The following is a 25,691-nucleotide window of genomic DNA, read 5'->3' on the forward strand; positions in this document are numbered from 1 at the left end:
AGAGTCCCGGTTGAATATGAGCCCAAGGGGCTCGGTGAAGCAACGGGGCGGGGCGCGGAGCCCTCGGCATAGTACCCACTTTTCTTGGAACGTGAGTCGTGATTCAAGGTCGGGATGATACCCGAAGCAAGAGAAGTCCACCTTTCGAGGAAAGATCGCAAGGTGCTTGAGGCGTGCTGTCGCTCACCGGTGACGTTGCAGCGCGATTTGAAGCGGGCGCGGATAGTTCTGTTGGCGGCGGATGGGCGCAGCACCCGGTCGATCGCCAAGGAAGTTGGGGTCCAGCCGCGGATTGTCAGCCTTTGGCGGCATCGCTATGAGCTATGCGGGAAACTGGGTGATGACGGAATGAGATAGGCGGCGTATCGAGGCGGGTGTCGAGCCTGCCAGAACCTCAAGGAGAGCGATACGCCATGAACGAGCATAGCAACATTGTCCCACTGCGTCAGCCCGATGAGATCGACGATCCACTGACGAATATTTTGCGATCTGGAGCTCGGCAGCTGCTTGCGCAGGCTGTCGAGATGGAAGCCGAGGCGTTTCTCGCCGCGATGAAGGGCTTGAAGCTTCCCGATGGCCGCGACCGCCTCGTGCGACACGGCCATGGTCCAGTGCGGACGATCCAGACGGGGATCGGCGCCGTCGAAGTCGCCCGGGTAAAGATTCGCGATCGCGCGGTGACCAGCGATGGCGAGCGGATCCGCTTCACCTCGGCGATCCTGCCGTTGTGGGCACGGCGCACGAAGAGCTTGGATGCACTTTTGCCGGTTCTGTACCTGCGAGGCATCTCGACGGGCGACTTCCAGGAGGCGCTGGCGGCGCTCTTGGGCAAGGATGCGCCGAATCTTTCTCCGGCGGTGGTTTCCAGACTGACGACGGAGTGGCAGCTCGAGTACGAGCGTTGGCAGAAGCGCGATCTGTCGGCGCGCCGGTACGTATACGTGTGGGCGGACGGCGTCTTCCTGCAGGCTCGCATGGAAGACCACAGCGAATGCATGCTGGTGCTGATCGGCGCGACGCCGGAAGGCAAGAAGGAACTCATCGGCTTCCAGGTCGGCGTGCGCGAGAGCACGCAGAGCTGGCACGAACTGCTCGTCGAGGCGAAAACCCGAGGGCTGAAGATCGCCCCGGAAATCGCCGTCGGTGACGGCGCGCTCGGCTTCTGGAAGGCGCTCGACGAGGTCTTTCCCGCCACGCGACATCAGCGGTGCTGGGTGCACAAAACCGCGAATATCTTGAACAAAGTCGCAGTGTCGGTACAGGCCAGCATGAAGAAGGATCTGCGCGAGGTCTATTTGGCGTCCAACCGAGCTTCGGCCGAAGTGGCGATCGATGTCTTTGCCGAGAAATACGGAGCGAAGTACGACAAGGCGGTCGAGTGCCTGACGAAAGATCGCGACGCAATGCTTGCGTTCTACGAATTCCCCGCCGAGCATTGGGACCACTTGCGGACGACGAATCCCATCGAAAGCGTGTTCGCGACGGTCCGGCACAGAACGGTGCGCACGAAAGGTTCGTTATCGTCAACGACTGCCAAGTTGATGGTGTTCAAGCTGCTCTGCGCCGCATCAAAGACCTGGCGGCGGCTGAAAGGCACAAATCAGTTGCCGAAGGTCAGCGCAGGTGTCAGATTCGAAAACGGCATCGAGGTCATCCAAGTGCCGGAAAACCACGCCGCCTGATCGCCTCGTCACCCAAAATCCCGCATAGCTCCATCGCTATGCCGACCATGGCCTTGAAGGGCTGCAAGACAAGCCGCGGCCTGGCAAGCAGCCGATCTATACGAAGACGACCGACAAGCGGATTCTGAAGCTGCTGGATAAGCCGCCACCGCAAGGGTTTGCGCGCTGGACCGGCCCCCTGCTGGCCGAGGCGCTGGGCGATGTCGATGTCCAATATGTCTGGCGGTTCCTGCGCAGCCACAAGATTGACCTGGTGGCTCGCAAGTCCTGGTGCGAGAGCAACGACCCGAACTTTACGGCCAAAGCCGCCGATGTTGTCGGCCTCTATGTCGCGCCGCCGGCGAAGGCCATTGTGCTGTGCGTGGACGAGAAGCCCTCGATCCAGGCTTTGGAGCGAGCGCAGGGTTATCTGAAGTTGCCCAATGGCCGCGCCTTGACCGGCCAAAGCCACGATTACAAGCGGCATGGCACCACAACATTGTTTGCGGCGCTCGAAGTCGCCACCGGAAAGATCATCGCGACCCATTCAAAACGCCGGCGCCGCGTCGAGTTTCTCGATTTCATGAACAGCGTCCCCCGTGGGTCGGTCAAAATCCCCCGGGTATGGTCACTTGAAACTCCCCCACCTGATGATCGCCGTCAGCGCCGCTGAACAGCAGTAGCCGGTCAGGCAGGACGTTTATGTTCGACCCCTTTAGCCAGCAAGGGGCCGGGGAGTTGAACGTCTTGAAGCGACATCTGCAAAGCACCGTACTTACATTACTTGATCGCAACACCAGCCAGCGCGAGATTCACCGGCTGACGGGTGTCGATCGCAAGACGATCCGGCGTTATCAGGCGCTGCGGGCCGGTGCGGAGGCAAATTCCCCCGGGGAAGTGACCACCGGCTCGGTGAGCGCGGACGGCCAAATTCCTCCACCCCGACCACCGGCTTTTGGGACATCGGAAGCGACGGTCACCAGCAGCCTGGCCCGTTCGGCTTGCGAAGCGCATCGGACGTGGATCGAAGAACAGGTCCGGCTGAAGCGGAACGCGCAGGCGATTTACCAGGACCTGGTTGATCAATTTGGCTTTCCGTCCAGCTACCAGAGTGTCAAGCGGTTTGTGCGCCGGTTGCGGCACGCTGATCCTGAGCAGTTTGATCGTCTTGAGTTCCTCCCCGGCGAGGAAGCTCAGGTCGACTATGGCGAGGGCGCGCCGACGGTTGATCCGAAGAGCGGGCGGTACCGTCGTCCCCGCCTGTTCGTGATGACGCTACGCTACTCGCGGCGCAGCTTCCGGCGGGTAGTCTGGAAGTCCAGCCAACAAGTCTGGGCGCAGCTCCACGAAGAGGCGTTCCGGTATTTTGGCGGGGTCCCCAGCTATGTCGTGCTCGACAACCTGAAGGAAGGCGTCCTCAAGCCGGATTTGTACGAGCCCCAGCTCAACCCGATTTACAGCGCGATGCTGGCTCATTACGCCGTGGTCGCCGATCCCGCGCGCGTGGCCGATCCAAATCGGAAAGGATGCGTCGAGAATGCGATTCAACATACCCAGGGCACTGCGCTGGCCGGACGGCGCTTCGAGACGCTGGAGGCGCAAAACGAGTTCTTGAGGCACTGGGAGGAGAACTGGGCTTCCAAACGCATCCACGGCAGCACGCGCCGTCAGGTCGAGGCGATGTTCCAGGAAGAGAAGCCGCACCTGCGGCCGCTGCCTGTCGCTCCCTTCCGCATCTTCACCGAAGTCGTCCGGACTGTCTGCGACGACACCACCGTACGCGTCGACAACAGCTATTACGCCGCGCGGCCCGCGCCGATCGGCAGCCAGGTCGTCGTGCGCATCTACACCACCACGATCGAGATCCGTGATCGCCACACCCGTGCGCTGCTGCGTGTTCATTCCCGGATGGCGCACCCCGGTTCTGTCGTCCTGCCGACCAGCGAACGGCCGTTCAACCCGTCGCGGCAAACCGCCGTGCTGCTGGCGAGCGCCGAGCGCATCGGATCGCAGACCAGGGCCTTGTGCCAGCAGGTGTTCGACACCGAAGGGCGCCCCGGACAGCGCGCGATGTGGGGCATTGTCGGGCTGGGCCGGAAGTATCCGGCGCGGCTGGTCGAGCAGGCCTGCGCGCACGCCATCGACAACCGCATCTACCGCTACAAGCACGTGCGTGCGACCGTCGAGCGGTTGTTCGAACAGGCGATCGAGCAGGTTGGAGTGACGCCACAGCCGGCATCGCCGCTCACCCAGGATCATCCGCTGATCCGTACCCCCGCGGAATACGGCGACCTCTTCAGCCGCGCTGTGCGGCGCGACGCCGACGACAATGGTCGGCAGGCCGAGGCTCACGACGATCACGCCACGGCAATCCGCGCTCGTGTCGCCTGCGCAACCCCGGCCAACTCCGGCGCCACGAGCGCTCCCGCTGCACCTTCTCACCTTAAACTGGAGACCTAGCCACATGATGACCATGCCGGAAATTGAGCGTTGCCTACGACAGCTGCGCCTGTCGGGTGTCCGCGACACGCTGCAGACGCGCGTGCTCCAGGCGCAGGGCGCCAACCAGCCCTTCCTCGAGACCTTCTCCCTTATCCTGCAGGATGAACTGGACCGTCGTCAGTCCCGTCTTATCGAGCGGCGATACCAGCAATCCGGGCTCGACGAAAAGCTGACGCTCGCCGAGTTCGACTGGTCCTTCAATCCCAAACTGCCACGTCAGACCTGCTTCCAGCTCCACACCCTGGCGTTCATTGCCGCTGGCGAGAACGCTCTGCTTGTTGGCAAACCTGGCACCGGGAAGTCGCACATCGCCAAGGCGATTGCCTATCAGGCGATCCTGCAAAGCCACAAGGTCCAGTATCTTGAGACCGACGACTTCTTCCACCGCTACGCCCTGAACTCTCCGGCACAACGCGAGGTCCGGCTGCGAACCATCATCGACTGCGATCTCCTCGTGCTGGACGATCTATTCCTCGCACGCGCCATCCCCGACGACGCCGGCACTTTGCTGCAGACCCTGATCCATCAGCGTTACAAACTGCGCCGCAGCGTCATCGTCACCTCCAATCGCGTCGTGCAGGATTGGGGGGCATACCTTGGGGACAACACTATGAGCACGACGATCCTCGATCGCCTTATGCATCATTGCCATCTGCTTGAGTTCGACGGACGCAGCTATCGGCTCAAAGAAGCCGCTGAAGCTCTTGCCCGGGAAACAAACTCAAACTAACAGTCCCTTGTCCTGCCTCGCGGGTGGAGGAATTTGACTGACCACACCCGGAGGAATTTGAAGTGACCCGCGGGGGCGTCACCGCGGCTTTTCCGAACCGCAAGCTTCACGTCATCCTCGACAACCTCAACACCCATAAAAAGAACGAGGACTGGCTCAAGGCCCACCCCAACGTGCAATTTCATTTCACGCCGACAAGTGCGTCATGGCTCAATCAGGTCGAAGTATGGTTTTCCATCTTGCAGGGGCAGTCGCTCAGCGGCACCTCCTTCACGAGCCTCAAGCAGCTTCAGGAACACATCGATGCCTACGTCAACGCATACAACGACAGAGCCGAGCCCTTCGTCTGGACCAAGAAAAAGGTCCGTCAACGCCGTTTCAAAGGCCGCCGTATCACTCAGCTCTGATTCCGGGTAATAGCGCAGCGTCCCGTCCCGTTGCGGCCCAAGAGCGTTGCGTTTGGCGTATTCGGTCGGCGTGAGGTTGCCCAGGGCGCTGTGCGGCCGGGCGTTGTTGTAGTCGTCTTTCCAGGCCGCCAGCACGGCTCGCGCCTGTGCGAGCGAAGTGAACAGCGTCTCATTGAGAAGTTCATCGCGCAGGCGGGCGTTAAAGCTCTCGATGAAGGCATTCTGGGTCGGTTTGCCGGGCGCGATGTAGTGCCACTCGATCTGCCTCTCTTGGCTGAAGCGCAGCACGGCCATTCCGGTCAGCTCAGTGCCGTTGTCGGACAGGCACATCGCCGGCCGGCCGCGCCAGGCAATGATGACATCGAGCTCGCGTGTGACCCGCAGGCCCGACAGCGAAGTATCGGCGACGAGCGCCAGGCATTCGCGAGTGAAGTCGTCGACCACAGCCAGAATCCGGAACCGTCGGCCATCGGCGAACGCATCCGACAGAAAGTCGAGACTCCAGCGCTGGTTGGCGCCTTGCGGGATCGCCATTGGCGCCCTGCTGCCGAGCGCCCGTTTACGGCCGCCACGCCGGCGGACTTGCAGCCGTTCCTCGCGATACTGCGCGTTTCGGGGGATCGTGAGCGCGGATTTCAGGGGATCGTGAGCAGAGATTTCAGACGATCGTGAGCAACGATTTCGCGGGATCGTGAGCAAGGCTTTCGGAGCCTTGCAGCGCTTCGGCCGACAACTCAACCGGCTTAGGGATGACCTCGTGGTTAACGAGGAAGTCCAATGCCTACCCAGAGATTGTCGATGCGCCGGATCAAGGAAGTCCTTCGGTTAAAACATTTTCAAGGCCTGCCAGAGCGGGCCATCGCTCAACGCCGCCATCAAGACACTCGTCGACGAACTCAATGCTCGTCAAATGCGTGGCTTCGGCTCAAGCCGCGCCGAACTGTTTGCCGAACTCGACAAACCCAAGCTAACCCCGCTGCCAGATCAGCCTTATGCCTTCGCACGCTGGAAGCGCTGCCGCCTCGCTCCCGATTATCATGTCGAGGTCGACGGCCATTGGTACTCCGCGCCGTATCGTCTGATTGGCGAGCTGGTCGATGCCCGTATCGACGATCGGACGGTCGAGATCTTCCACAAGGGCCAGCGGATCGCCAGCCATGCCCGCGCGCCCAACCGACGCGGACACACCACCATCGCCGACCACATGCCCAGCGCCCATCGCCGCTACGGCAAATGGACCCCCGCCGCGGTGATCGCCGCCGGCGAGCGGATCGGTCCTTCGACAGCAGCGTTTTTCCAGGCCGTGATCGACGCCCGCCCCCATCCAGAACAAGGCTTTCGAACCTGCCTTGGCATTCTGGCGCTCGTCAAAAGCTACGGCGCCGAACGCCTCGACGCAGCCTGCCGGAGGGGCATCCTCATCAAGGCGCGCTCCGTCGCCTCGATTAGATCGATCCTCCAGAACGGCCTCGATCGCACGTTCTTCGACGAATCTTTCGAGCACCAGCCCCTGCGCCACGGCAACATCCGCGGACGCGACTACTTCCACTGAAGCAAGGAGAGACCCGGCATGCTTAACCACCCAACCCACGAACGGCTGATCGAGCTTGGCCTGACCGGAATGGCCAAGGCCTTCGAGGAGCAGCGCCGATCGCCCGATCTCGAAGCCCTGCCGTTCGAAGATCGCATCGGCCTGTTGGTCGACCGCGAAGCCGCCGAACGCGACACCAGGCGGCTCACCACGCGCCTCAAGATCGCCGCACTGCGCCAGACTGCTTGCGTCGAGGACGTCGATCTGCGCACCCCGCGGGGCATCGACCGCGCCGTTTTCGCCAAACTCGTCGAAGGTCGCTGGATCGATCGCCACGAGAATTTGCTCGTCACCGGGGCAACCGGCCTGGGCAAAAGTTGGTTAGCCTGCGCGCTCGGCCACAAGGCCTGCCGCGACAACCGATCAGTCCTCTATCATCGCGTTCCAAGGCTGTTCGAGGCGCTCGCGCTCGCGCGCGGAGACGGACGTTACGCCCGGCTCCTCAAAAGCCTCGGCCGCGCTCAGCTTCTGATTTTGGATGATTGGGGACTATCGGTGCTCACCGCCGCGGAACGCCGCGATCTGCTCGAAATCCTCGAGGACCGCCATGGCCGCGCATCCACCATCGTCACAAGTCAGCTCCCCGTGGACACCTGGCATGGAGCCATTGGGGACCCCACGGTCGCCGACGCCATTCTCGATCGCCTCGTCCACAACGCCCACCGCCTCCAGCTCACCGGAGAAAGCATGCGAAAACGCAGCGCCAAAACCATCACCCTTGACGGCCAACCAGAACACTGACTCTATCTCCCATCGGCCGTAGCGGGCTGCTCACGATCGTCTGAATTCAGTGCTCACGATCGCGCGAAATCGATGCTCACGATCCGTGAAATCCGCACGATACAGACGTCGAAACTTCTTGTGGTTCATGACCAGCCCCTCGCGGCGCATCAGCACCAGCAGACGACGGTAGCCGAACCGGCGGCGGATGGCCGCCAGCTCGCGCAGGCGGGCGCGTACGGCCGCATCATCGGCTCGCCCGTTGCGATAGCGCACCGATGCGCGATCTGCCCCCAAGGCTTTGCACGCCCGCCGTTCGCTCACTTCGAAGTTGGTCCGCAGATGAGCGACGGCCTCTCGCCTCGCGGCGGGCGTCACCATTTTTTTGACGCAACGTCCTTGAGCATGGCGTTGTCGAGCATTGCCTCGGCCAGGAGCTTCTTCAGCTTGGCGTTCTCGTCCTCCAATGCCTTCAGCCGCTTGGCATCGGATACCTCCAGGCCACCGTACTTGGCCTTCCATTTGTAGAATGTTGCGCTCGAGATCCCGTGTTTGCGGCAGACATCAGCCGTCGCCACACCCGCCTCCTGCTCCCGCAAAATCCCGATGATCTGCTCTTCCGTGAACCGACTTGGCTTCATGGTCCATCTCCTCAGAGGTGACGGACTCTACCCATTCTTGGAGGAGTTTGCGGGGCTCAGACCACTTGCGCCAGCTCCGCCAGTGTCTTGTCGCCTTTGACCGCAGCCAAAGCAACCTTCGCCTTGAATGCCGGAGAATGCGTCCGGCGGCTCTTCTTCGTCATCTTCGCTCCTGATTCGCAGCAAGAATCCTCGCCGCTGTCAGGCAGAAAATCCACTCAAGCTACTGTCCGAATTTGCGGGGCCAGCTCTCCCATCTTCGCCCTCGCAGCGCCGTACGAACGGAGCTTGTCCGTGATCATCACGCGCGGCGGCGTGCCGGCGGATTTCAAGAGCTTCTTCATGAGCCGCTGGGCAGCGGGCGAGTCTCTTCGGCGCTGGATCAAGACGTCGAGAACGAAGCCATTCTGGGTCGACAGCAATGTTGTTCGCCCGCGATCGAGATAACGACTTCGTCCAGATGCCATTTGTCACCGCGAGCGGGTGCACGCTGGCGGATCCGATCGGAGAACGGCTTGCCGAATTTCCGTCCCCACTGGCGCACGGTTTCATAGGTCACGCCAATGCCACGCGCCGCCAGCATTTCCTCGACCATGCGCAAGCTTAAGGGAAACCGGAAATACAACCAAACGGCATAGCTGATCACTTCCGGTGGGAAGCGATGGCGGCGATAAAGAGGGTCCTTGGCAGTCCGCATGCCGCTCGTCTACCCCCTCCGCCGCTCCAATTCGTTAACTTGACGGTACCGCTGTGACTATTCTCCAGCCATCATGGCCGATACGACCACCACCCCCGGATGGGCCACTCATCATGCAGGCGCCTGGTGCGAGCATGCCTGTTACATATGGCACACGCGGCAGGCGAGGCGTCGTCCCTGCTTTGCGATGTCATGCAGTGAGTCAAGGACTTTAGCTCACATTGCAATAACCGCCCGTGAGCCGGCAAACCGACAGCCCTGGCAGCAGTTTAGGATTGGATGAATTCTTCAAGCTCGTCGATCATCTGTTTACCGGGTTTGATTCCTCCGAAAGGATATCAATGGCCTCGAGCCTTGCGTCATACTCCTCGTATGTGCCGAGCAGGGCTTGGCCAACTGTCAAGTTGTGCACGGGATCGATAATCGAGGGGGAGTCGTAAGTTAGGGAGGTTGGTCCAGTAAATAGAACTTCTTCGCCACGCTCGTCGCGTCGCAGCGTTCGGTCCGTACACCATTTGACGAGTTGCGTGACCTCTCCCTTCCCGGACTCAATAATGGGCGGCAGCTGCCGAACCGAGTAGAAATTCGTCCGCGCAGCATATATCTGTCGCGAATCCGAGCTCATGCGCTCGTCTGGTTGAGCGGTAAGGGTCAGCAGGCGCTTGCCTTTCGGACGCTCGAGCGTACCCTGAATTAGACCGCCTTCTCTGATCAGTCTAATGTGCGCCAGCTTTTTTGGAGCACCAAGAACCTCTCGTCCCGAGGCGAGAGCTGCATCATTTACCGTCACGTAAATGTAAGGGATGTAGTAGCCAGTCTCACCGCCGGGATCACGAACTTGAATTCCTGAATAGCACTCCAAGTATGGCCCGACAGTGCTTGAGCGATAGCTCGCGACCCCCACAATGGCGATTGCAGGGTTTGCTGCAGGTGCTAGCTCCTTCGGCAATAAACAATTCGCCTCGTGCCCCACGCTGAACATAAGGTTTATGGCTTGGCAGCCGAGAAACGCACTGCCACGATTTTTGCCCCCATGGTAAAGCGGCGCATCAAGCGGAATGCCTTTGACGTCGGGCATCGCATCCTCCTCGATCTCAGAACAATTTCGCGCGGTTGGAGATTGAGCTATTCATCTCACCTCGCCTCTCCGGTTGTTGAAGCGCCCCTGAAGCGACTGTACTGCGCTGGCAGCGATGTGGGTTCGGTAGTCCGTACGGCACATCGATCCGGTGATAGCGATCTGCGCTACGCGAGGCCGCAGTGCCGTTTCTGCGCCTTGCACCTCAATCCGCCGGATTAAACGATCCGAAAACATCCAACACGCTTGACCTTTTCCATTCTAGAAGCCGGCAGCTGTCCTGTGCTGCCGAATGCGCCTGATTGTCCATCCATTCCGGCGGAGCGTGCTCACCGATGATGACGTCAAGGCGAGTGGGTGATTCCTATTTGTCTATCAGTCGTTATGCAACGTCGATGCCAGGCACCTCGTGCGGTTATACGGCTCACCGGCTGACGTCAAATTGGGTACGAGTGACCCGACAACTTTCGACTCTTGTTCTGTTGTCTTCCTCGCTCGTCCGATTGACGACGCGATGTCGAAAGCCCGACATGATCAAGTATCCGGACAGAAAGTTGATGAGGCTCTCTCACGAGTTTTCGCAACAGCATGGCTATCGCCATTGTGTCTCGATTAAACCAGATCAGCGTAACATTATCGCTGCGGATGGTAGAAAACGCAGGCCCTGACATCACCGTCTCGGTAGAGAGTCGGAAGACCTCCAGCGCCTGTGCAAGAGTCACGTGAGGCTGACTTCCCATCAGAGTCTCGGCGCGCCGATTGCACGGAATGGATACTCCAATTCGCAAGACTTAGGAGAACCTCATGCGTTCTGCGCCCCACTTTTCGATCCACAAGGAGCTCAGCACCGTTCGGCACCGGTATCGCTCCGCTCGCGGGTACCGATCCTATCTCCGAAACCGGAGGAAATTCGGTCGCAAATTGTCGGCGTCTAGCCCGTCCTATTCGTGAGAGTGCGGCTTTTGGGCCCGATTGATGCGGCCGCACATCTTGTCTGACGAGGCGCACAGGATTGCCTTCGGCTTTTCGCCGCCTGACGACCGGTACTTTGCAACGCGCTTGAGGGATGGGTTGGGCGAACGGGGGCGGACGCCCCGCCGGTCAAGGACCGAGCGGCAGCAGCGCGCCGGGCAAGCCGCAGATCAGGTCGGCTTCGGGACATGCCGCGGCAAACGCAAGGCGAATGCGGCTCGTGGTCTCGACGACACGGGCGGCGATTTTCAAGAGCCGAAGACGCAGCGTCGCGAACTCGGCAGCGGCCAATTCCCGGGCTTTGGGAATGGCGTCGCGCACGGTCAGCATCAGCCAATAAGCGGCCGTATGGAGCACGAGACGGACCTGGTTGGCGAGCGCCGAACGGCAGCTGGTGCGATCGGAGGCGAGCTGCGTCTTATGCAGCTTGATCAGATTCTCGGCTTGGCCGCGCGCGCAATACAGGCTGTCGTAGATCCACTCGGCCGAGCCGACATCGAGGCTGGTGACGACGAAGCGGATGTCGAGGCCGAGCATCGTCGCCTCAATACGGGCGACAGTGCGCCGTTCGCGATCCCAGGACTTTGCCTTGTGGCGCGTCTCGGTATAGCCACGCAGAACCGGCAGGTTCTCGATGGCGCGTCGCGTGCGGATGTCGTCGGCGACCTCGTCGACTTTTCTGGCGAGAGGCTTGGTGCCGGACAGACCGAAGATGTAGTCGATGCCGTTGGTCTCGCACCACGCCATTGCCTCCGGCCGGGCATAGTGCCCGTCGCCACGGAACGTAATTTGCGTGTTGTGCCATCGCGTCCGGATATGCCGTACCAGGCGGCGCAGATGGGCACGCACCTCGACGCCGCCCGGCGTCTTGCCGGGCCGCAGCACGACGGCCACGGGCCGGCTCTTCTCCGTGTCGTAGACGTGGATCGGCAGGAAGCAGCGTTCGTCATAATGAGCGTTGAACAGCGAGAGCTGCTGATGGCCGTGGACGACGTCGCAGGTATCATCGATGTCGAGCGTGACGGATGCCGGCTCGCGCGGGTAGCTATCCATCCATGCGTCGACCAAAGTGTAGGTCAGCCGGATCACGTCGCGCAGGCGCGGAGCATTCTCCAGCCGCGACAGCGTCGGCTGGGAACACAAATCCCGGCCCGTGTCCGGCAGCCGTCCGCAGGCCAGCTTGAATGCCGGATCGGACCTCAGATGATCGAGGTCGTCGGCGTCCTCGTAGCCGCAGCAGATCGCGAACATGCGAGCGCGGAACATATCGACCAGGCTGTGCACGACCCGCGTCGGATCGCGCCGATCCGGGAACACCCGGGCCAGATTGTTGGCCAAGCCGAGACGCCGCTCGGCCATCGCCAGAAGCATCACGCCCCCGTTCGAGGTCAGGCGACCGCCATCGAAGGCAGCTGTGACTTTCTTGGCGTGAACGGCTGGAAACGAGAAGGGCGGAATCGTATCGTCGGTCATGGCGGGCGTGGCGTTCGCGGTTGAAGGTGATGGGGTGGCTTCGCAACCGAATCCTACGCCGCATCAGCGCTTTACCCCTCAGGCGCACTCTTACGAATAAGACGGGTTAAGTTGAAGAAAGATTGAGTGACTCCCGATCATTTCTGTGCCGAAACGTGGAGTCGCGGTCGTGCCGCGTCCAAAGAAACCGGCGCGAGCGGCCTATTAGACGCGGTAGGTGCTCAGCCTCCGAAACGAGACTATCAAGCATGAAGAGATCGAGCGCGAGGCAGAGGTTTTATTTGTGTTGAATTCTTGCTTCTCGATAGTGGTCTGAAATCGTATCATCGGTCATGGCGGGCGTGGCGTTCGCGGTTGAAGGTGATGGGGTGGCTTCGCAACCGAATCCTACTCCGCATCAGCGCTTTACACCACGCTCGCCAGCCTCTCAGGCGCCCTCTCGCGAATAAGACGGGCTAGAAGGTGGGGTAGAGCTATGGCGGAATCTGGGTGATGACGGTGTGAGGAAGGCGGCGTATCGAGGCGGGTGACGAGCCTGCCAGAACCTCTCGAGGAGAGCGATACGCCATGACCGAGACTACCAATGTTCTTGCTTTCCGTCAGCCGTCCGCGGTTGATGATCCACTGACCGATATCGTTCGTGCCGGCGCGCGGGACCTGCTTGCCAGGGCGATCGAGATCGAGGTTGGCGCGTTTCTGGCCAGCACGGCCAATCTGACGCTGCCCGACGGTCGAGCGCGCCTGGTCCGACATGGGCACGGTCCGGTGCGCGAGATTGCGACCGGCATCGGTCCGGTGGAGGTCGCTCGTCCCAAGGTCCGCGACCGCGGAGCGAGCGGGCCAGGCGACCGCCTCCGCTTCAGTTCGGCAATCCTGCCGCTATGGGCGCGGCGGACGAAGAGCCTGGATGCCTTGATCCCGGTCCTCTATTTACGCGGCATCTCGACCGGCGACTTCCAGGAGGCGCTCTCGGCGCTGCTCGGCAAGGATGCGCCGAACCTGTCGCCTTCGGTGATCGCCGGCCTGAAGGCCGATTGGCAGGTCGAGTACGAACGCTGGCAGAGACGCGATCTGTCGGCGCGTCGCTATGTCTACATCTGGGCCGATGGCGTGTACCTGCAGGCCCGCATGGAAGATCACAGCGAATGCATGCTGGTGCTGATTGGCACCACGCCGGAAGGCAAGAAGGAGCTGATCGGCTTCCAGGTCGGCGTGCGCGAGAGCGCGCAGAGCTGGCGCGAACTCCTGATCGACCTGCGGCAACGCGGGTTACGGATTGCCCCGCAACTCGCCATCGGCGACGGCGCCCTCGGCTTCTGGAAGGCACTGGACGAGGCCTTTCCCGGCACGCGGCACCAACGATGCTGGTGCCATAAAGTGAGCAACGTACTCGACAAGGTCGCCAAATCCGTGCAGGGCCCCATGAAGAACGACCTGCGGAACATCTATCTGGCCCCACACCGGGCCGAAGCTGAAACCGCGATCGACGTCTTCGTCGAGAAATACCACGTCAAATACGGACGTGCGGTGGAGTGCCTGATCAAGGATCGCCATGCGCTGCTCGCCTTCTTCGACTTCCCTGCTGAGCACTGGATCCACCTACGCAGCTCGAACCCGATCGAGAGCGTCTTCGCCACGGTGCGCCACCGAACGGTGCGGACCAAGGGATCGCTGTCGCAACAAACTGCGAAGCTGATGGTGTTCAAGCTCATCGACGCCGCATCGAAGACCTGGCGGCGATTGAAGAGCACGAACCAGTTGCCGAAAGTCATCGCCGGTGTAAAGTTCATCGACGGAATCGAAGTCATTCCGAACACTGAAAGCCACGCCGCCTGATCAGGCCGCGTCACCCAAAATCAGCCATAGCTCCCTGCCAGAACCTCTCGAGGAGAGCGATACGCCATGACCGAGACTACCAATGTTCTTGCTTTCCGTCAGCCGTCCGCGGTTGATGATCCACTGACCGATATCGTTCGTGCCGGCGCGCGGGACCTGCTTGCCAGGGCGATCGAGATCGAGGTTGGCGCGTTTCTGGCCAGCACGGCCAATCTGACGCTGCCCGACGGTCGAGCGCGCCTGGTCCGACATGGGCACGGTCCGGTGCGCGAGATTGCGACCGGCATCGGTCCGGTGGAGGTCGCTCGTCCCAAGGTCCGCGACCGCGGAGCGAGCGGGCCAGGCGACCGCCTCCGCTTCAGTTCGGCAATCCTGCCGCTATGGGCGCGGCGGACGAAGAGCCTGGATGCCTTGATCCCGGTCCTCTATTTGCGCGGCATCTCGACCGGCGACTTCCAGGAGGCGCTCTCGGCGCTGCTCGGCAAGGATGCGCCGAACCTGTCGCCTTCGGTGATCGCCGGCCTGAAGGCCGATTGGCAGGTCGAGTACGAACGCTGGCAGAGACGCGATCTGTCGGCGCGTCGCTATGTCTACATCTGGGCCGATGGCGTGTACCTGCAGGCCCGCATGGAAGATCACAGCGAATGCATGCTGGTGCTGATTGGCACCACGCCGGAAGGCAAGAAGGAGCTGATCGGCTTCCAGGTCGGCGTGCGCGAGAGCGCGCAGAGCTGGCGCGAACTCCTGATCGACCTGCGGCAACGCGGGTTACGGATTGCCCCGCAACTCGCCATCGGCGACGGCGCCCTCGGCTTCTGGAAGGCACTGGACGAGGCCTTTCCCGGCACGCGGCACCAACGATGCTGGTGCCATAAAGTGAGCAACGTACTCGACAAGGTCGCCAAATCCGTGCAGGGCCCCATGAAGAACGACCTGCGGAACATCTATCTGGCCCCACACCGGGCCGAAGCTGAAACCGCGATCGACGTCTTCGTCGAGAAATACCACGTCAAATACGGACGTGCGGTGGAGTGCCTGATCAAGGATCGCCATGCGCTGCTCGCCTTCTTCGACTTCCCTGCTGAGCACTGGATCCACCTACGCAGCTCGAACCCGATCGAGAGCGTCTTCGCCACGGTGCGCCACCGAACGGTGCGGACCAAGGGATCGCTGTCGCAACAAACTGCGAAGCTGATGGTGTTCAAGCTCATCGACGCCGCATCGAAGACCTGGCGGCGATTGAAGAGCACGAACCAGTTGCCGAAAGTCATCGCCGGTGTAAAGTTCATCGACGGAATCGAAGTCATTCCGAACACTGAAAGCCACGCCGCCTGATCAGGCCGCGTCACCCAAAATCAGCCATAGCTCGGTGGGGTAGTCGGCAAAGCCAATGCAACAATCCGAAGGATGGCTAACGCCTGAGCGGCGGAAGCACGTTCGCGATGTGAAATCGTTATCGAAGTGCTTTAGCGCCAATTTACACGGGTACTGCGCACAGGCTTTGGGCATCAAAGATGATGCGTAGCAGAGGGCAGATCGGCAAGAGTCCGGGGCGTGGTGCAGACCGCAACTCTTGGCTTGCCCGACTTTCAACGCTCGTTCTCAACCATTTTGATCAACATGCCCGTCATCCTTTTTGATGCTGAAAAACCCTGCACCGCCACTGATCGAGGGAACCAAGAGTTATGGGACGTGTGAGCGAAAAAGTCATTTTGGTAACCGGCGGGGCTCGAGGGATGGGGGCCGCTCATGCGCGCCTGCTGGTAGCCGAGAGAGCTGGCCCCGCAAATTCGGACAGTAGCTTGAGTGGATTTTCTGCCTGACAGCGGCGAGGATTCTTGCTGCGAATCAGGAGCGAAGATGACGAAGAAGAGCCGCCGGACGCATTCTCCGGCATTCAAGGCGAAGGTTGCTTTGGCTGCGGTCAAAGGCGACAAGACACTGGCGGAGCTGGCGCAACTGTTTGATGTTCATCCGAACCAGATCACGATCTGGAAAAACCAGCTCCTGGAAGGCGCCGCCGGCGTGTTTGGGCATGACAAGACATCGGCCGAGACGCCGGTCGATTTGAAGGCGTTACATGCCAAGATCGGCGAGCTGGCGTTGGAAAACGATTTTTTGTCCGGCGCGCTCACCAAGGCGGGCCTGCTGAGCGCAAAGCGATGATCGACCGCGATCATGATCTTTCTATCGTGCGCCAGGCGAAGGTCCTGAAGCTGGCTCGCAGCACGGTCTACTATGAACCTCGGCCAGTTTCGGCCGAGGACCTTGCCTTGATGCGTCGGCTCGATGAGCTGCATCTCGATTATCCCTTCGCGGGAGCGCGTATGCTGCGATCGTTGCTGCGGCGGGAGGGCGTATACGCCGGTCGCCGCCACATCGCGACGCTGATGAAGCGCATGGGGATCGAGGCGGTCTATCGTCGCCCGAACACGAGCAAGCCGGCTCCGGGTCACAAGATCTACCCGTACCTGTTGCGCGGATTGAAGATCGAGCGGCCCGACCATGCGTGGGCAATGGACATCACCTACATTCCGATGCGGCGTGGCTTCGTCTATCTCGCGGCGGTCGTCGATGTGTTCAGCCGACGGGTCCTGGCCCATCGCGTCTCGATCACAATGGAGGCGGCCTTCTGCGTCGAAGCGGTCCAGGAGGCGTTGGCGAAGCACGGCAGGCCCGAGATTTTCAACACGGATCAGGGCAGCCAGTTCACCAGCCTCGAGTTCACCGATGTGCTGCTGGACGCGAAGATCGCCATCAGCATGGACGGCAAGGGCGCCTGGCGCGACAACGTGTTTGTCGAGCGGCTCTGGCGCACGGTCAAATACGAAGAAGTATATCTCCGCGCCTACGACAGCGTGTCCGAGGCGCGAGCGTCAATTGCCAAGTATCTGGCCTTCTACAATCAGGGACGCCCTCACTCGAGCCTTGACGGGCGCACGCCCGACGAGGCTTACTTCGGCACGCAAGCTATGGTGATGGCCGCATGACCGTCGCCGACGGTTTTGTCGTCGCTCTGGTCGGGCTACGCCCTCCCGACGCAACGACAAAACCGTAAAGCCCCGCGTTCAGCATAACCCGGCAGGAATTCACTTAAATCCAGCGGGGCGCTGTCCAAACAACCGGGGCCAGCTCTCGAGGGCGCGAAAGTCGTGATCACCGATATTCTTGACAATGAAGGAGCGACTTTCGCGGCCGAACTTGGCCCATCCGCGATGTATGTGCATCAAGACGTCGCTCAGCCAGAGGAATGGTGCCAGGCGATAGCGGCTGTTGAGAGCAAGTTCGGCGCGCTGCACGGCCTCGTCAACAATGCAGGCATAGCCAGCATGGCTCCCATCGAGCTGTTTCCGCTCGAGCAGTGGGAGAAGACCCTGGCTGTCAATCTCACTGGTGTGTTCTTGGGAATGCAGACTGCCCTACCTGCCATGCGCCGCGCGGGCGGAGGGTCAATCGTCAACATCTCGTCGGTCGAGGGGCTGAGGGGTAGTGCTGGGCTTCACGCCTATGTTGCTTCCAAGTTCGGCGTGCGTGGCATAACGAAGTCCGCTGCCTTGGAGGCCGCCGCGTCCGGCGTTCGCATAAACTCTATCCATCCGGGCTTCATCAACACTCGGATGACAGAGAACATCGATCTTTCCAGTTTTCCAATTCCGCTCGGGCGGCCGGCCGAGCCGCAGGAAGTTTCACAGGCAGTCTTGTTCCTGCTTAGCGACGAGTCCTCTTATTTTACGGGCTCCGAAATCGTCGTCGATGGCGGTCTGACGATCGGCGTCCCGCAAAAGTGTCAGGCGGTCGAAAACATCTTCTGACTATCAGCGGACGGATTGTCACATCAAACGAGATGGAATGTCGCGATGTATTACACCAGTGGAAATTACGAAGCTTTTGCTCGGCCCCGCAAACCCGCCGGCGTGGATAGCAAGACAGCTTGGTTCGTTGGTTCGGGGTTGGCTGCGCTCTCCGGCGCGGCCTTCTTGATCCGCGACGGGCAGATGCGTGGCGACGGCATCGTCAACTTAATCGACCGCCGAGCCGAAGGAGGCGCTTCTCAAAGGTTCGAGAGCTCGCGATGGCGCTTGTTGTGGAGATCTCGCGCCAAGTCGCAAAGGCTCGCTCGCGCGAAGCACGACGGAAGTCGGCAGTGACGGCTCCGGGATAGGGGATGTGGAAAAGAGCTATGCGGGATTTTGGGTGACGAGGCGATCAGGCGGCGTGGTTTTCCGGCACTTGGATGACCTCGATGCCGTTTTCGAATCTGACACCTGCGCTGACCTTCGGCAACTGATTTGTGCCTTTCAGCCGCCGCCAGGTCTTTGATGCGGCGCAGAGCAGCTTGAACACCATCAACTTGGCAGTCGTTGACGATAACGAACCTTTCGTGCGCACCGTTCTGTGCCGGACCGTCGCGAACACGCTTTCGATGGGATTCGTCGTCCGCAAGTGGTCCCAATGCTCGGCGGGGAATTCGTAGAACGCAAGCATTGCGTCGCGATCTTTCGTCAGGCACTCGACCGCCTTGTCGTACTTCGCTCCGTATTTCTCGGCAAAGACATCGATCGCCACTTCGGCCGAAGCTCGGTTGGACGCCAAATAGACCTCGCGCAGATCCTTCTTCATGCTGGCCTGTACCGACACTGCGACTTTGTTCAAGATATTCGCGGTTTTGTGCACCCAGCACCGCTGATGTCGCGTGGCGGGAAAGACCTCGTCGAGCGCCTTCCAGAAGCCGAGCGCGCCGTCACCGACGGCGATTTCCGGGGCGATCTTCAGCCCTCGGGTTTTCGCCTCGACGAGCAGTTCGTGCCAGCTCTGCGTGCTCTCGCGCACGCCGACCTGGAAGCCGATGAGTTCCTTCTTGCCTTCCGGCGTCGCGCCGATCAGCACCAGCATGCATTCGCTGTGGTCTTCCATGCGAGCCTGCAGGAAGACGCCGTCCGCCCACACGTATACGTACCGGCGCGCCGACAGATCGCGCTTCTGCCAACGCTCGTACTCGAGCTGCCACTCCGTCGTCAGTCTGGAAACCACCGCCGGAGAAAGATTCGGCGCATCCTTGCCCAAGAGCGCCGCCAGCGCCTCCTGGAAGTCGCCCGTCGAGATGCCTCGCAGGTACAGAACCGGCAAAAGTGCATCCAAGCTCTTCGTGCGCCGTGCCCACAACGGCAGGATCGCCGAGGTGAAGCGGATCCGCTCGCCATCGCTGGTCACCGCGCGATCGCGAATCTTTACCCGGGCGACTTCGACGGCGCCGATCCCCGTCTGGATCGTCCGCACTGGACCATGGCCGTGTCGCACGAGGCGGTCGCGGCCATCGGGAAGCTTCAAGCCCTTCATCGCGGCGAGAAACGCCTCGGCTTCCATCTCGACAGCCTGCGCAAGCAGCTGCCGAGCTCCAGATCGCAAAATATTCGTCAGTGGATCGTCGATCTCATCGGGCTGACGCAGTGGGACAATGTTGCTATGCTCGTTCATGGCGTATCGCTCTCCTTGAGGTTCTGGCAGGCTCGACACCCGCCTCGATACGCCGCCTATCTCATTCCGTCATCACCCAGTTTCCCGCATAGCTCTGTGGAAAAGGTTCGCGACCTGATCGTGAACTGACAGAAACCGTTGAGCCTGATCGGACGATTTGAAACGCTTCATGATCCGCTCGCGTCGCCGCGTCGGCTGATGAGAATTCTCGGCCCGATTGTTGAGAGCTTTGTGCTGGCGATGTTCGACGTGAAAGCCCATCTTCGCGCTCGCAGCGCCGTACGAACGGAGCTTGTCCGTGATCATCACGCGCGGCGGCGTGCCGGCGGATTTCAAGAGCTTCTTCATGAGCCGCTGGGCAGCGCGCGAGTCTCTTCGGCGCTGGATCAAGACGTCGAGAACGAAGCCATTCTGGTCGACAGCGCGCCAGAGCCAATGTTGTTCGCCCGCGATCAAGATAACGACTTCGTCCAGATGCCATTTGTCACCGCGAGCGGGTGCGCGCTGGCGGATCCGATCGGAGAACGGCTTGCCGAATTTCCGTCCCCACTGGCGCACGGTTTCATAGGTCACGCCAATGCCACGCGCCGCCAGCATTTCCTCGACTGTGGATTCCAACGAAGCCGGCCATGCATTCCAATTCGAAGCCGGCCGGGTATTCCGATCTGAAGCCGGCCACCCGTGGCGTCGTTCGCATGGGTCAATTTCATGATGTCGTCGAGGGCTGGGAAGGTCAAGAGACCGGTTGATCTTGAGCGGGTTGCTTCTGCTTCCTGAGGCTCTCTCCTTTGAGTTCGATGCGGTAGGCATTGTGGACGAGGCGATCGAGGATCGCGTCGGCGATGGTGGGGTTTCCGATGATTTCGTACCAGCGATCGACGGGCAGCTGGCTGGTGACGATGATCGAACGGGCTTCGTATCGATCCTCGACGATTTCGAGCAAATCACGGCGCTGGTCGGCGTCGAGAGGTTCTGGTCCCCAGTCGTCCAGGATCAGCAGATCAAGTCGTGCGATCGCCCGCAGCATCCTGGTATAGCGTCCGTCGGCGCGTCCCAGTGCGAGAGCGGCGAACAGACGCGGGACGCGATGGTAGGCAACGGCGAAGTCGTCCCGGCAGGCCTTGTGGCCGAGGGCGCAAGCAAGCCAACTCTTGCCGACGCCGCATGGCCCAGTGACGAGGAGATTATGCCTCGCTCGGATCCAGTCGCCGGCGGCGAGTTTTAGAAAGAGCGTGCGGTCGAGCCCGCGGGAGCTATGGCGGAATCTGGGTGATGACGGTGTGAGGAAGGCGGCGTATCGAGGCGGGTGACGAGCCTGCCAGAACCTCTCGAGGAGAGCGATACGCCATGACCGAGACTACCAATGTTCTTGCTTTCCGTCAGCCGTCCGCGGTTGATGATCCACTGACCGATATCGTTCGTGCCGGCGCGCGGGACCTGCTTGCCAGGGCGATCGAGATCGAGGTTGGCGCGTTTCTGGCCAGCACGGCCAATCTGACGCTGCCCGACGGTCGAGCGCGCCTGGTCCGACATGGGCACGGTCCGGTGCGCGAGATTGCGACCGGCATCGGTCCGGTGGAGGTCGCTCGTCCCAAGGTCCGCGACCGCGGAGCGAGCGGGCCAGGCGACCGCCTCCGCTTCAGTTCGGCAATCCTGCCGCTATGGGCGCGGCGGACGAAGAGCCTGGATGCCTTGATCCCGGTCCTCTATTTGCGCGGCATCTCGACCGGCGACTTCCAGGAGGCGCTCTCGGCGCTGCTCGGCAAGGATGCGCCGAACCTGTCGCCTTCGGTGATCGCCGGCCTGAAGGCCGATTGGCAGGTCGAGTACGAACGCTGGCAGAGACGCGATCTGTCGGCACGTCGCTATGTCTACATCTGGGCCGATGGCGTGTACCTGCAGGCCCGCATGGAAGATCACAGCGAATGCATGCTGGTGCTGATTGGCACCACGCCGGAAGGCAAGAAGGAGCTGATCGGCTTCCAGGTCGGCGTGCGCGAGAGCGCGCAGAGCTGGCGCGAACTCCTGATCGACCTGCGGCAACGCGGGTTACGGATTGCCCCGCAACTCGCCATCGGCGACGGCGCCCTCGGCTTCTGGAAGGCACTGGACGAGGCCTTTCCCGGCACGCGGCACCAACGATGCTGGTGCCATAAAGTGAGCAACGTACTCGACAAGGTCGCCAAATCCGTGCAGGGCCCCATGAAGAACGACCTGCGGAACATCTATCTGGCCCCACACCGGGCCGAAGCTGAAACCGCGATCGACGTCTTCGTCGAGAAATACCACGTCAAATACGGACGTGCGGTGGAGTGCCTGATCAAGGATCGCCATGCGCTGCTCGCCTTCTTCGACTTCCCTGCTGAGCACTGGATCCACCTACGCAGCTCGAACCCGATCGAGAGCGTCTTCGCCACGGTGCGCCACCGAACGGTGCGGACCAAGGGATCGCTGTCGCAACAAACTGCGAAGCTGATGGTGTTCAAGCTCATCGACGCCGCATCGAAGACCTGGCGGCGATTGAAGAGCACGAACCAGTTGCCGAAAGTCATCGCCGGTGTAAAGTTCATCGACGGAATCGAAGTCATTCCGAACACTGAAAGCCACGCCGCCTGATCAGGCCGCGTCACCCAAAATCAGCCATAGCTCAGCCCGCGGATGGCACGGTAGTCGACATCCTCGACGCAAGCGGCATGACGTAGCTTGGCGGCGCGAGCTCTGCTCTCAAACCGCTTTTGCTGTCGCTGCGTTTTCTCCTGTTCCAGGAGCAGGGCCAGCCATTCGGCATGTTCGAGGCTGCGTGCTTCGGGCTGGGCATCAAGCTCCTTGAAGCCTTTGGCCATGCCGTGGAGACCGAGATTTTGCAGCAGGTCGAGCGTGGGATGGGTCAGCATGCTGGATTTTCCTTTCAATGGAAGTAGCCGGGGCCGCGCAGATTGGGATGGTCGACGACGACGTCATCGGTGGGGCGAGCGCTGCGGTCGAGCTTGTTGGCGATGATCGAGGCGATGCTCTTGTAGGTCAGCGCGCGGACCGCAACCGCGCGGGCCGCGATCAACTCGGCGCGTTCCGGATCGAGATCCTTGAACAGCCGAAGCACACCCAGACAGGTCCGGAATCCTTGTTCGGGATGAGGCCGATTGGCCAGAATGGCGAGGACGAGACCCTCAGTGTTTAGCCCGATCGATCGTCCCCAGCGACGGAACCGCTCGGGAGTCCACTCGGCGTAACGCCGATGCGCGCTGGGCATGTGGTCGGGATCGGTGCCGTGCCGGCGGCCGCCGTAGCGGCGCTGGTGAGCCGCAACACGCGAACCCCGATGGAACAGCTCGATGGTCCGGGTGGTGGCGCGGACGTCGACCTGCTCCCGGATCAGGCCGTGTGGAACTGAGTAGAAGAAGCCGTCGATCTCGACATGATAATCGAGCGAGACGCGGGCCACGCGCCATTCCGCAAACTGATAATCGGCGTCCGGCAACGACGCCAGGACCGACATCTCGACCGTCTCGAACAATTGACGGCGACTGACACCGAGCCGGCGCATGATGTGCGCGTTGATCCGCTCCAGCGCAGCGGCAATGGCTGCGTTCGCCTCGGCCAACGAGAAGAAGGTCTGGCGACGAAGCCGCCCGAGGATATAGGTCTGGGCAAACCGAACCCCGGCCTCCACTTTTGCCTTATCCCGCGGCTTTCTTGGCCGTGCCGGAAGGACGCCAACGCCGTAATGGGACGCCATCATCCCGTAGCTGCGATTGATTTCAGGGTCGTAGAACGAAGCCCGGTGCACGCCGGACTTCAGATTGTCAGGGACGACGAGGCGCGGCACCCCGCCAAAGAACCGGAACATCCGGACATGGGCCTCGATCCAGTCCGGAAGTGTCTGCGTCCAGGTCGCCTCGGCGTAGGTGTAATTCGAGGCGCCAAGCACGGCGACGAAGATCTCCGCATCGCGTACAACCCCGGTTTCGCGATCAACGATCATGATCTTCTTGCCGGAGTAATCGACAAAGACCTTGTCGCCGGCCGGATGGTCCTGCCGCATCGTCGGAGACAGCCGCCGGTCGAATTCTCGGAATAAATCGCAGAACCGGCTGTAGCCATAACCTTCCGGGTGGACCGCCCGGTACTCCTCCCGAGCTATGGCGGAATCTGGGTGATGACGGTGTGAGGAAGGCGGCGTATCGAGGCGGGTGACGAGCCTGCCAGAACCTCTCGAGGAGAGCGATACGCCATGACCGAGACTACCAATGTTCTTGCTTTCCGTCAGCCGTCCGCGGTTGATGATCCACTGACCGATATCGTTCGTGCCGGCGCGCGGGACCTGCTTGCCAGGGCGATCGAGATCGAGGTTGGCGCGTTTCTGGCCAGCACGGCCAATCTGACGCTGCCCGACGGTCGAGCGCGCCTGGTCCGACATGGGCACGGTCCGGTGCGCGAGATTGCGACCGGCATCGGTCCGGTGGAGGTCGCTCGTCCCAAGGTCCGCGACCGCGGAGCGAGCGGGCCAGGCGACCGCCTCCGCTTCAGTTCGGCAATCCTGCCGCTATGGGCGCGGCGGACGAAGAGCCTGGATGCCTTGATCCCGGTCCTCTATTTGCGCGGCATCTCGACCGGCGACTTCCAGGAGGCGCTCTCGGCGCTGCTCGGCAAGGATGCGCCGAACCTGTCGCCTTCGGTGATCGCCGGCCTGAAGGCCGATTGGCAGGTCGAGTACGAACGCTGGCAGAGACGCGATCTGTCGGCGCGTCGCTATGTCTACATCTGGGCCGATGGCGTGTACCTGCAGGCCCGCATGGAAGATCACAGCGAATGCATGCTGGTGCTGATTGGCACCACGCCGGAAGGCAAGAAGGAGCTGATCGGCTTCCAGGTCGGCGTGCGCGAGAGCGCGCAGAGCTGGCGCGAACTCCTGATCGACCTGCGGCAACGCGGGTTACGGATTGCCCCGCAACTCGCCATCGGCGACGGCGCCCTCGGCTTCTGGAAGGCACTGGACGAGGCCTTTCCCGGCACGCGGCACCAACGATGCTGGTGCCATAAAGTGAGCAACGTACTCGACAAGGTCGCCAAATCCGTGCAGGGCCCCATGAAGAACGACCTGCGGAACATCTATCTGGCCCCACACCGGGCCGAAGCTGAAACCGCGATCGACGTCTTCGTCGAGAAATACCACGTCAAATACGGACGTGCGGTGGAGTGCCTGATCAAGGATCGCCATGCGCTGCTCGCCTTCTTCGACTTCCCTGCTGAGCACTGGATCCACCTACGCAGCTCGAACCCGATCGAGAGCGTCTTCGCCACGGTGCGCCACCGAACGGTGCGGACCAAGGGATCGCTGTCGCAACAAACTGCGAAGCTGATGGTGTTCAAGCTCATCGACGCCGCATCGAAGACCTGGCGGCGATTGAAGAGCACGAACCAGTTGCCGAAAGTCATCGCCGGTGTAAAGTTCATCGACGGAATCGAAGTCATTCCGAACACTGAAAGCCACGCCGCCTGATCAGGCCGCGTCACCCAAAATCAGCCATAGCTCACTCCTCCCACAGCACCATCAGATTGACGCCAGGCCGCTTCAGCTCACAGGCCAGCGAGGCCCAATCCGGCTCCCGGCGCCGGCGAAAGCCGCGCCTGACGCCGGCATGGGCAAACAGACGTTGTTCAAGAACGGCGTCGGTCAGATCGCCCGCCAAAGGCCACGCCAGCCCGGCAGTCGAGGCACGCTTGAGGTTGTCCTGGATGGTGCTGCGCGCCACGCCGAGCGTGCGCCCAATCTCCCGGGCGCTCACCCCATCACGGGCAAGCCGCAGCATCTGTCGTATCTGTCGCATGGTCAGTTCTCTCTTGGCCGGCATCCGCTTCCCCACGTTGATCAACGCGGGACTTGATGCCTGAGGGACTGATCCAAACG

General features: G+C 61.4%; 16 protein-coding genes and 12 pseudogenes. 15 read left to right on the plus strand and 13 right to left on the minus strand.

What is annotated here, in order from left to right; translation table 11 throughout:
* Positions 1–114: 114 nt before the first annotated feature.
* From ABIF91_RS45115 to ABIF91_RS45140, 6 genes and pseudogenes are all read left to right on the plus strand, one after another.
* Positions 115–318: pseudogene (locus tag ABIF91_RS45115) on the plus strand (helix-turn-helix domain-containing protein); the annotation flags it as partial.
* A 95-nt stretch (positions 319–413) separates the two neighbouring features.
* Positions 414–1,682 carry an IS256 family transposase gene (locus tag ABIF91_RS45120; RefSeq protein WP_014497957.1) on the plus strand — a complete coding sequence of 423 codons (1,269 nt, stop codon included), beginning with the start codon at positions 414–416 and terminating at the stop codon, positions 1,680–1,682.
* A 31-nt stretch (positions 1,683–1,713) separates the two neighbouring features.
* Positions 1,714–2,256: pseudogene (locus ABIF91_RS45125) on the plus strand (IS630-like element ISRj1 family transposase); the annotation flags it as partial.
* Positions 2,257–2,363: 107 nt separating this feature from the next.
* Entirely contained in the window at positions 2,364–4,121 is a 1,758-nt protein-coding gene (gene istA / locus ABIF91_RS45130) for an IS21-like element IS1631 family transposase (protein ID WP_424579917.1), read from the plus strand.
* 4 nt (positions 4,122–4,125) lie between these two features.
* Complete coding sequence (gene istB, locus ABIF91_RS45135) at positions 4,126–4,893, plus strand: IS21-like element IS1631 family helper ATPase IstB (protein ID WP_038952109.1); 768 nt, start codon at positions 4,126–4,128, stop codon at positions 4,891–4,893.
* 74 nt (positions 4,894–4,967) lie between these two features.
* Positions 4,968–5,300 (plus strand): annotated as a pseudogene (locus ABIF91_RS45140) (transposase); the annotation flags it as partial.
* Between the two features lie 45 nt (positions 5,301–5,345).
* On the opposite strand, the pseudogene ABIF91_RS45145 reads toward ABIF91_RS45140, so the two are convergent.
* Positions 5,346–5,903, minus strand: a pseudogene (locus ABIF91_RS45145) (integrase core domain-containing protein); the annotation flags it as partial.
* Between the two features lie 247 nt (positions 5,904–6,150).
* Between ABIF91_RS45145 and istA (ABIF91_RS45150) the strand changes: the two are divergent.
* A pseudogene (gene istA / locus ABIF91_RS45150) lies at positions 6,151–6,852 on the plus strand (IS21-like element ISFK1 family transposase); the annotation flags it as partial.
* 18 nt (positions 6,853–6,870) lie between these two features.
* Positions 6,871–7,632 carry an IS21-like element ISFK1 family helper ATPase IstB gene (istB, locus tag ABIF91_RS45155; protein ID WP_011090937.1) on the plus strand — a complete coding sequence of 254 codons (762 nt, stop codon included), beginning with the start codon at positions 6,871–6,873 and terminating at the stop codon, positions 7,630–7,632.
* 90 nt (positions 7,633–7,722) lie between these two features.
* Here istB (ABIF91_RS45155) and ABIF91_RS45160 read toward each other — a convergent pair.
* From ABIF91_RS45160 to ABIF91_RS45180, 5 genes and pseudogenes are all read right to left on the minus strand, one after another.
* A pseudogene (locus ABIF91_RS45160) lies at positions 7,723–8,252 on the minus strand (transposase); the annotation flags it as partial.
* A gap of 56 nt (positions 8,253–8,308) precedes the next feature.
* Positions 8,309–8,470, minus strand: a complete 162-nt coding sequence (locus ABIF91_RS45165) for a hypothetical protein (RefSeq protein ID WP_424579939.1) — start codon at positions 8,468–8,470, stop codon at positions 8,309–8,311.
* 33 nt (positions 8,471–8,503) lie between these two features.
* Positions 8,504–8,949, minus strand: a pseudogene (locus ABIF91_RS45170) (IS6 family transposase); the annotation flags it as partial.
* 301 nt (positions 8,950–9,250) lie between these two features.
* On the minus strand, positions 9,251–10,027 hold the full coding sequence (locus ABIF91_RS45175; RefSeq protein ID WP_100213563.1) for an acetoacetate decarboxylase family protein: 777 nt from the start codon (positions 10,025–10,027) through the stop codon (positions 9,251–9,253).
* A gap of 1,101 nt (positions 10,028–11,128) precedes the next feature.
* The gene (locus tag ABIF91_RS45180) at positions 11,129–12,472 is read right to left on the minus strand and encodes an IS1380-like element ISBdi2 family transposase (protein ID WP_208086440.1); all 1,344 of its coding nucleotides are present in this window, start codon (positions 12,470–12,472) and stop codon (positions 11,129–11,131) included.
* Positions 12,473–13,039: 567 nt separating this feature from the next.
* Between ABIF91_RS45180 and ABIF91_RS45185 the strand changes: the two genes are divergently transcribed.
* The 5 genes and pseudogenes from ABIF91_RS45185 to ABIF91_RS45205 form a co-directional block, all read left to right on the plus strand.
* The gene (locus ABIF91_RS45185; RefSeq protein ID WP_038952271.1) at positions 13,040–14,308 is read left to right on the plus strand and encodes an IS256 family transposase; all 1,269 of its coding nucleotides are present in this window, start codon (positions 13,040–13,042) and stop codon (positions 14,306–14,308) included.
* Between the two features lie 66 nt (positions 14,309–14,374).
* A complete protein-coding gene (locus tag ABIF91_RS45190; RefSeq protein ID WP_038952271.1) occupies positions 14,375–15,643 on the plus strand; it encodes an IS256 family transposase in 1,269 nt (422 codons plus the stop codon).
* 525 nt (positions 15,644–16,168) lie between these two features.
* A protein-coding gene (locus ABIF91_RS45195) for an IS3-like element ISRj2 family transposase (protein ID WP_129557670.1) occupies positions 16,169–17,298 on the plus strand; the annotation gives its coding sequence in 2 pieces (ribosomal slippage) (positions 16,169–16,421 and positions 16,421–17,298; 1,131 coding nt in all).
* Positions 17,299–17,418: 120 nt separating this feature from the next.
* Entirely contained in the window at positions 17,419–18,120 is a 702-nt protein-coding gene (locus ABIF91_RS45200; RefSeq protein ID WP_424579936.1) for an SDR family oxidoreductase, read from the plus strand.
* A gap of 45 nt (positions 18,121–18,165) precedes the next feature.
* A pseudogene (locus ABIF91_RS45205) lies at positions 18,166–18,312 on the plus strand (oleate hydratase); the annotation flags it as partial.
* A gap of 15 nt (positions 18,313–18,327) precedes the next feature.
* On the opposite strand, the pseudogene ABIF91_RS45210 reads toward ABIF91_RS45205, so the two are convergent.
* The 4 genes and pseudogenes from ABIF91_RS45210 to istB (ABIF91_RS45225) all read right to left on the minus strand — a co-directional run.
* A pseudogene (locus ABIF91_RS45210) lies at positions 18,328–18,484 on the minus strand (IS6 family transposase); the annotation flags it as partial.
* A 30-nt stretch (positions 18,485–18,514) separates the two neighbouring features.
* Positions 18,515–19,783, minus strand: a complete 1,269-nt coding sequence (locus ABIF91_RS45215) for an IS256 family transposase (RefSeq protein WP_014497957.1) — start codon at positions 19,781–19,783, stop codon at positions 18,515–18,517.
* A 96-nt stretch (positions 19,784–19,879) separates the two neighbouring features.
* Positions 19,880–20,488: pseudogene (locus ABIF91_RS45220) on the minus strand (IS6 family transposase); the annotation flags it as partial.
* Between the two features lie 28 nt (positions 20,489–20,516).
* Positions 20,517–21,038: pseudogene (gene istB / locus ABIF91_RS45225) on the minus strand (IS21-like element helper ATPase IstB); the annotation flags it as partial.
* Positions 21,039–21,130: 92 nt separating this feature from the next.
* Here istB (ABIF91_RS45225) and ABIF91_RS45230 point away from each other — a divergent pair.
* Complete coding sequence (locus ABIF91_RS45230) at positions 21,131–22,399, plus strand: IS256 family transposase (RefSeq protein ID WP_038952271.1); 1,269 nt, start codon at positions 21,131–21,133, stop codon at positions 22,397–22,399.
* A 32-nt stretch (positions 22,400–22,431) separates the two neighbouring features.
* On the opposite strand, the pseudogene ABIF91_RS45235 reads toward ABIF91_RS45230, so the two are convergent.
* A pseudogene (locus ABIF91_RS45235) lies at positions 22,432–22,677 on the minus strand (ATP-binding protein); the annotation flags it as partial.
* Between the two features lie 14 nt (positions 22,678–22,691).
* Complete coding sequence (istA, locus tag ABIF91_RS45240; protein WP_424579937.1) at positions 22,692–24,080, minus strand: IS21 family transposase; 1,389 nt, start codon at positions 24,078–24,080, stop codon at positions 22,692–22,694.
* Between istA (ABIF91_RS45240) and ABIF91_RS45245 the strand changes: the two genes are divergently transcribed.
* Entirely contained in the window at positions 24,015–25,283 is a 1,269-nt protein-coding gene (locus ABIF91_RS45245) for an IS256 family transposase (RefSeq protein ID WP_038952271.1), read from the plus strand. The genes istA (ABIF91_RS45240) and ABIF91_RS45245 overlap by 66 nt on opposite strands.
* A 31-nt stretch (positions 25,284–25,314) precedes the next feature.
* On the opposite strand, the gene ABIF91_RS45250 is transcribed toward ABIF91_RS45245, so the two are convergent.
* Positions 25,315–25,635 carry a helix-turn-helix domain-containing protein gene (locus ABIF91_RS45250; RefSeq protein ID WP_424579918.1) on the minus strand — a complete coding sequence of 107 codons (321 nt, stop codon included), beginning with the start codon at positions 25,633–25,635 and terminating at the stop codon, positions 25,315–25,317.
* Positions 25,636–25,691: the final 56 nt, after the last annotated feature.

Origin of the sequence: Bradyrhizobium sp. USDA 241 (assembly GCF_049739505.1) — a bacterium.
Classification (GTDB): Bacteria; Pseudomonadota; Alphaproteobacteria; order Rhizobiales; family Xanthobacteraceae; genus Bradyrhizobium; species Bradyrhizobium liaoningense.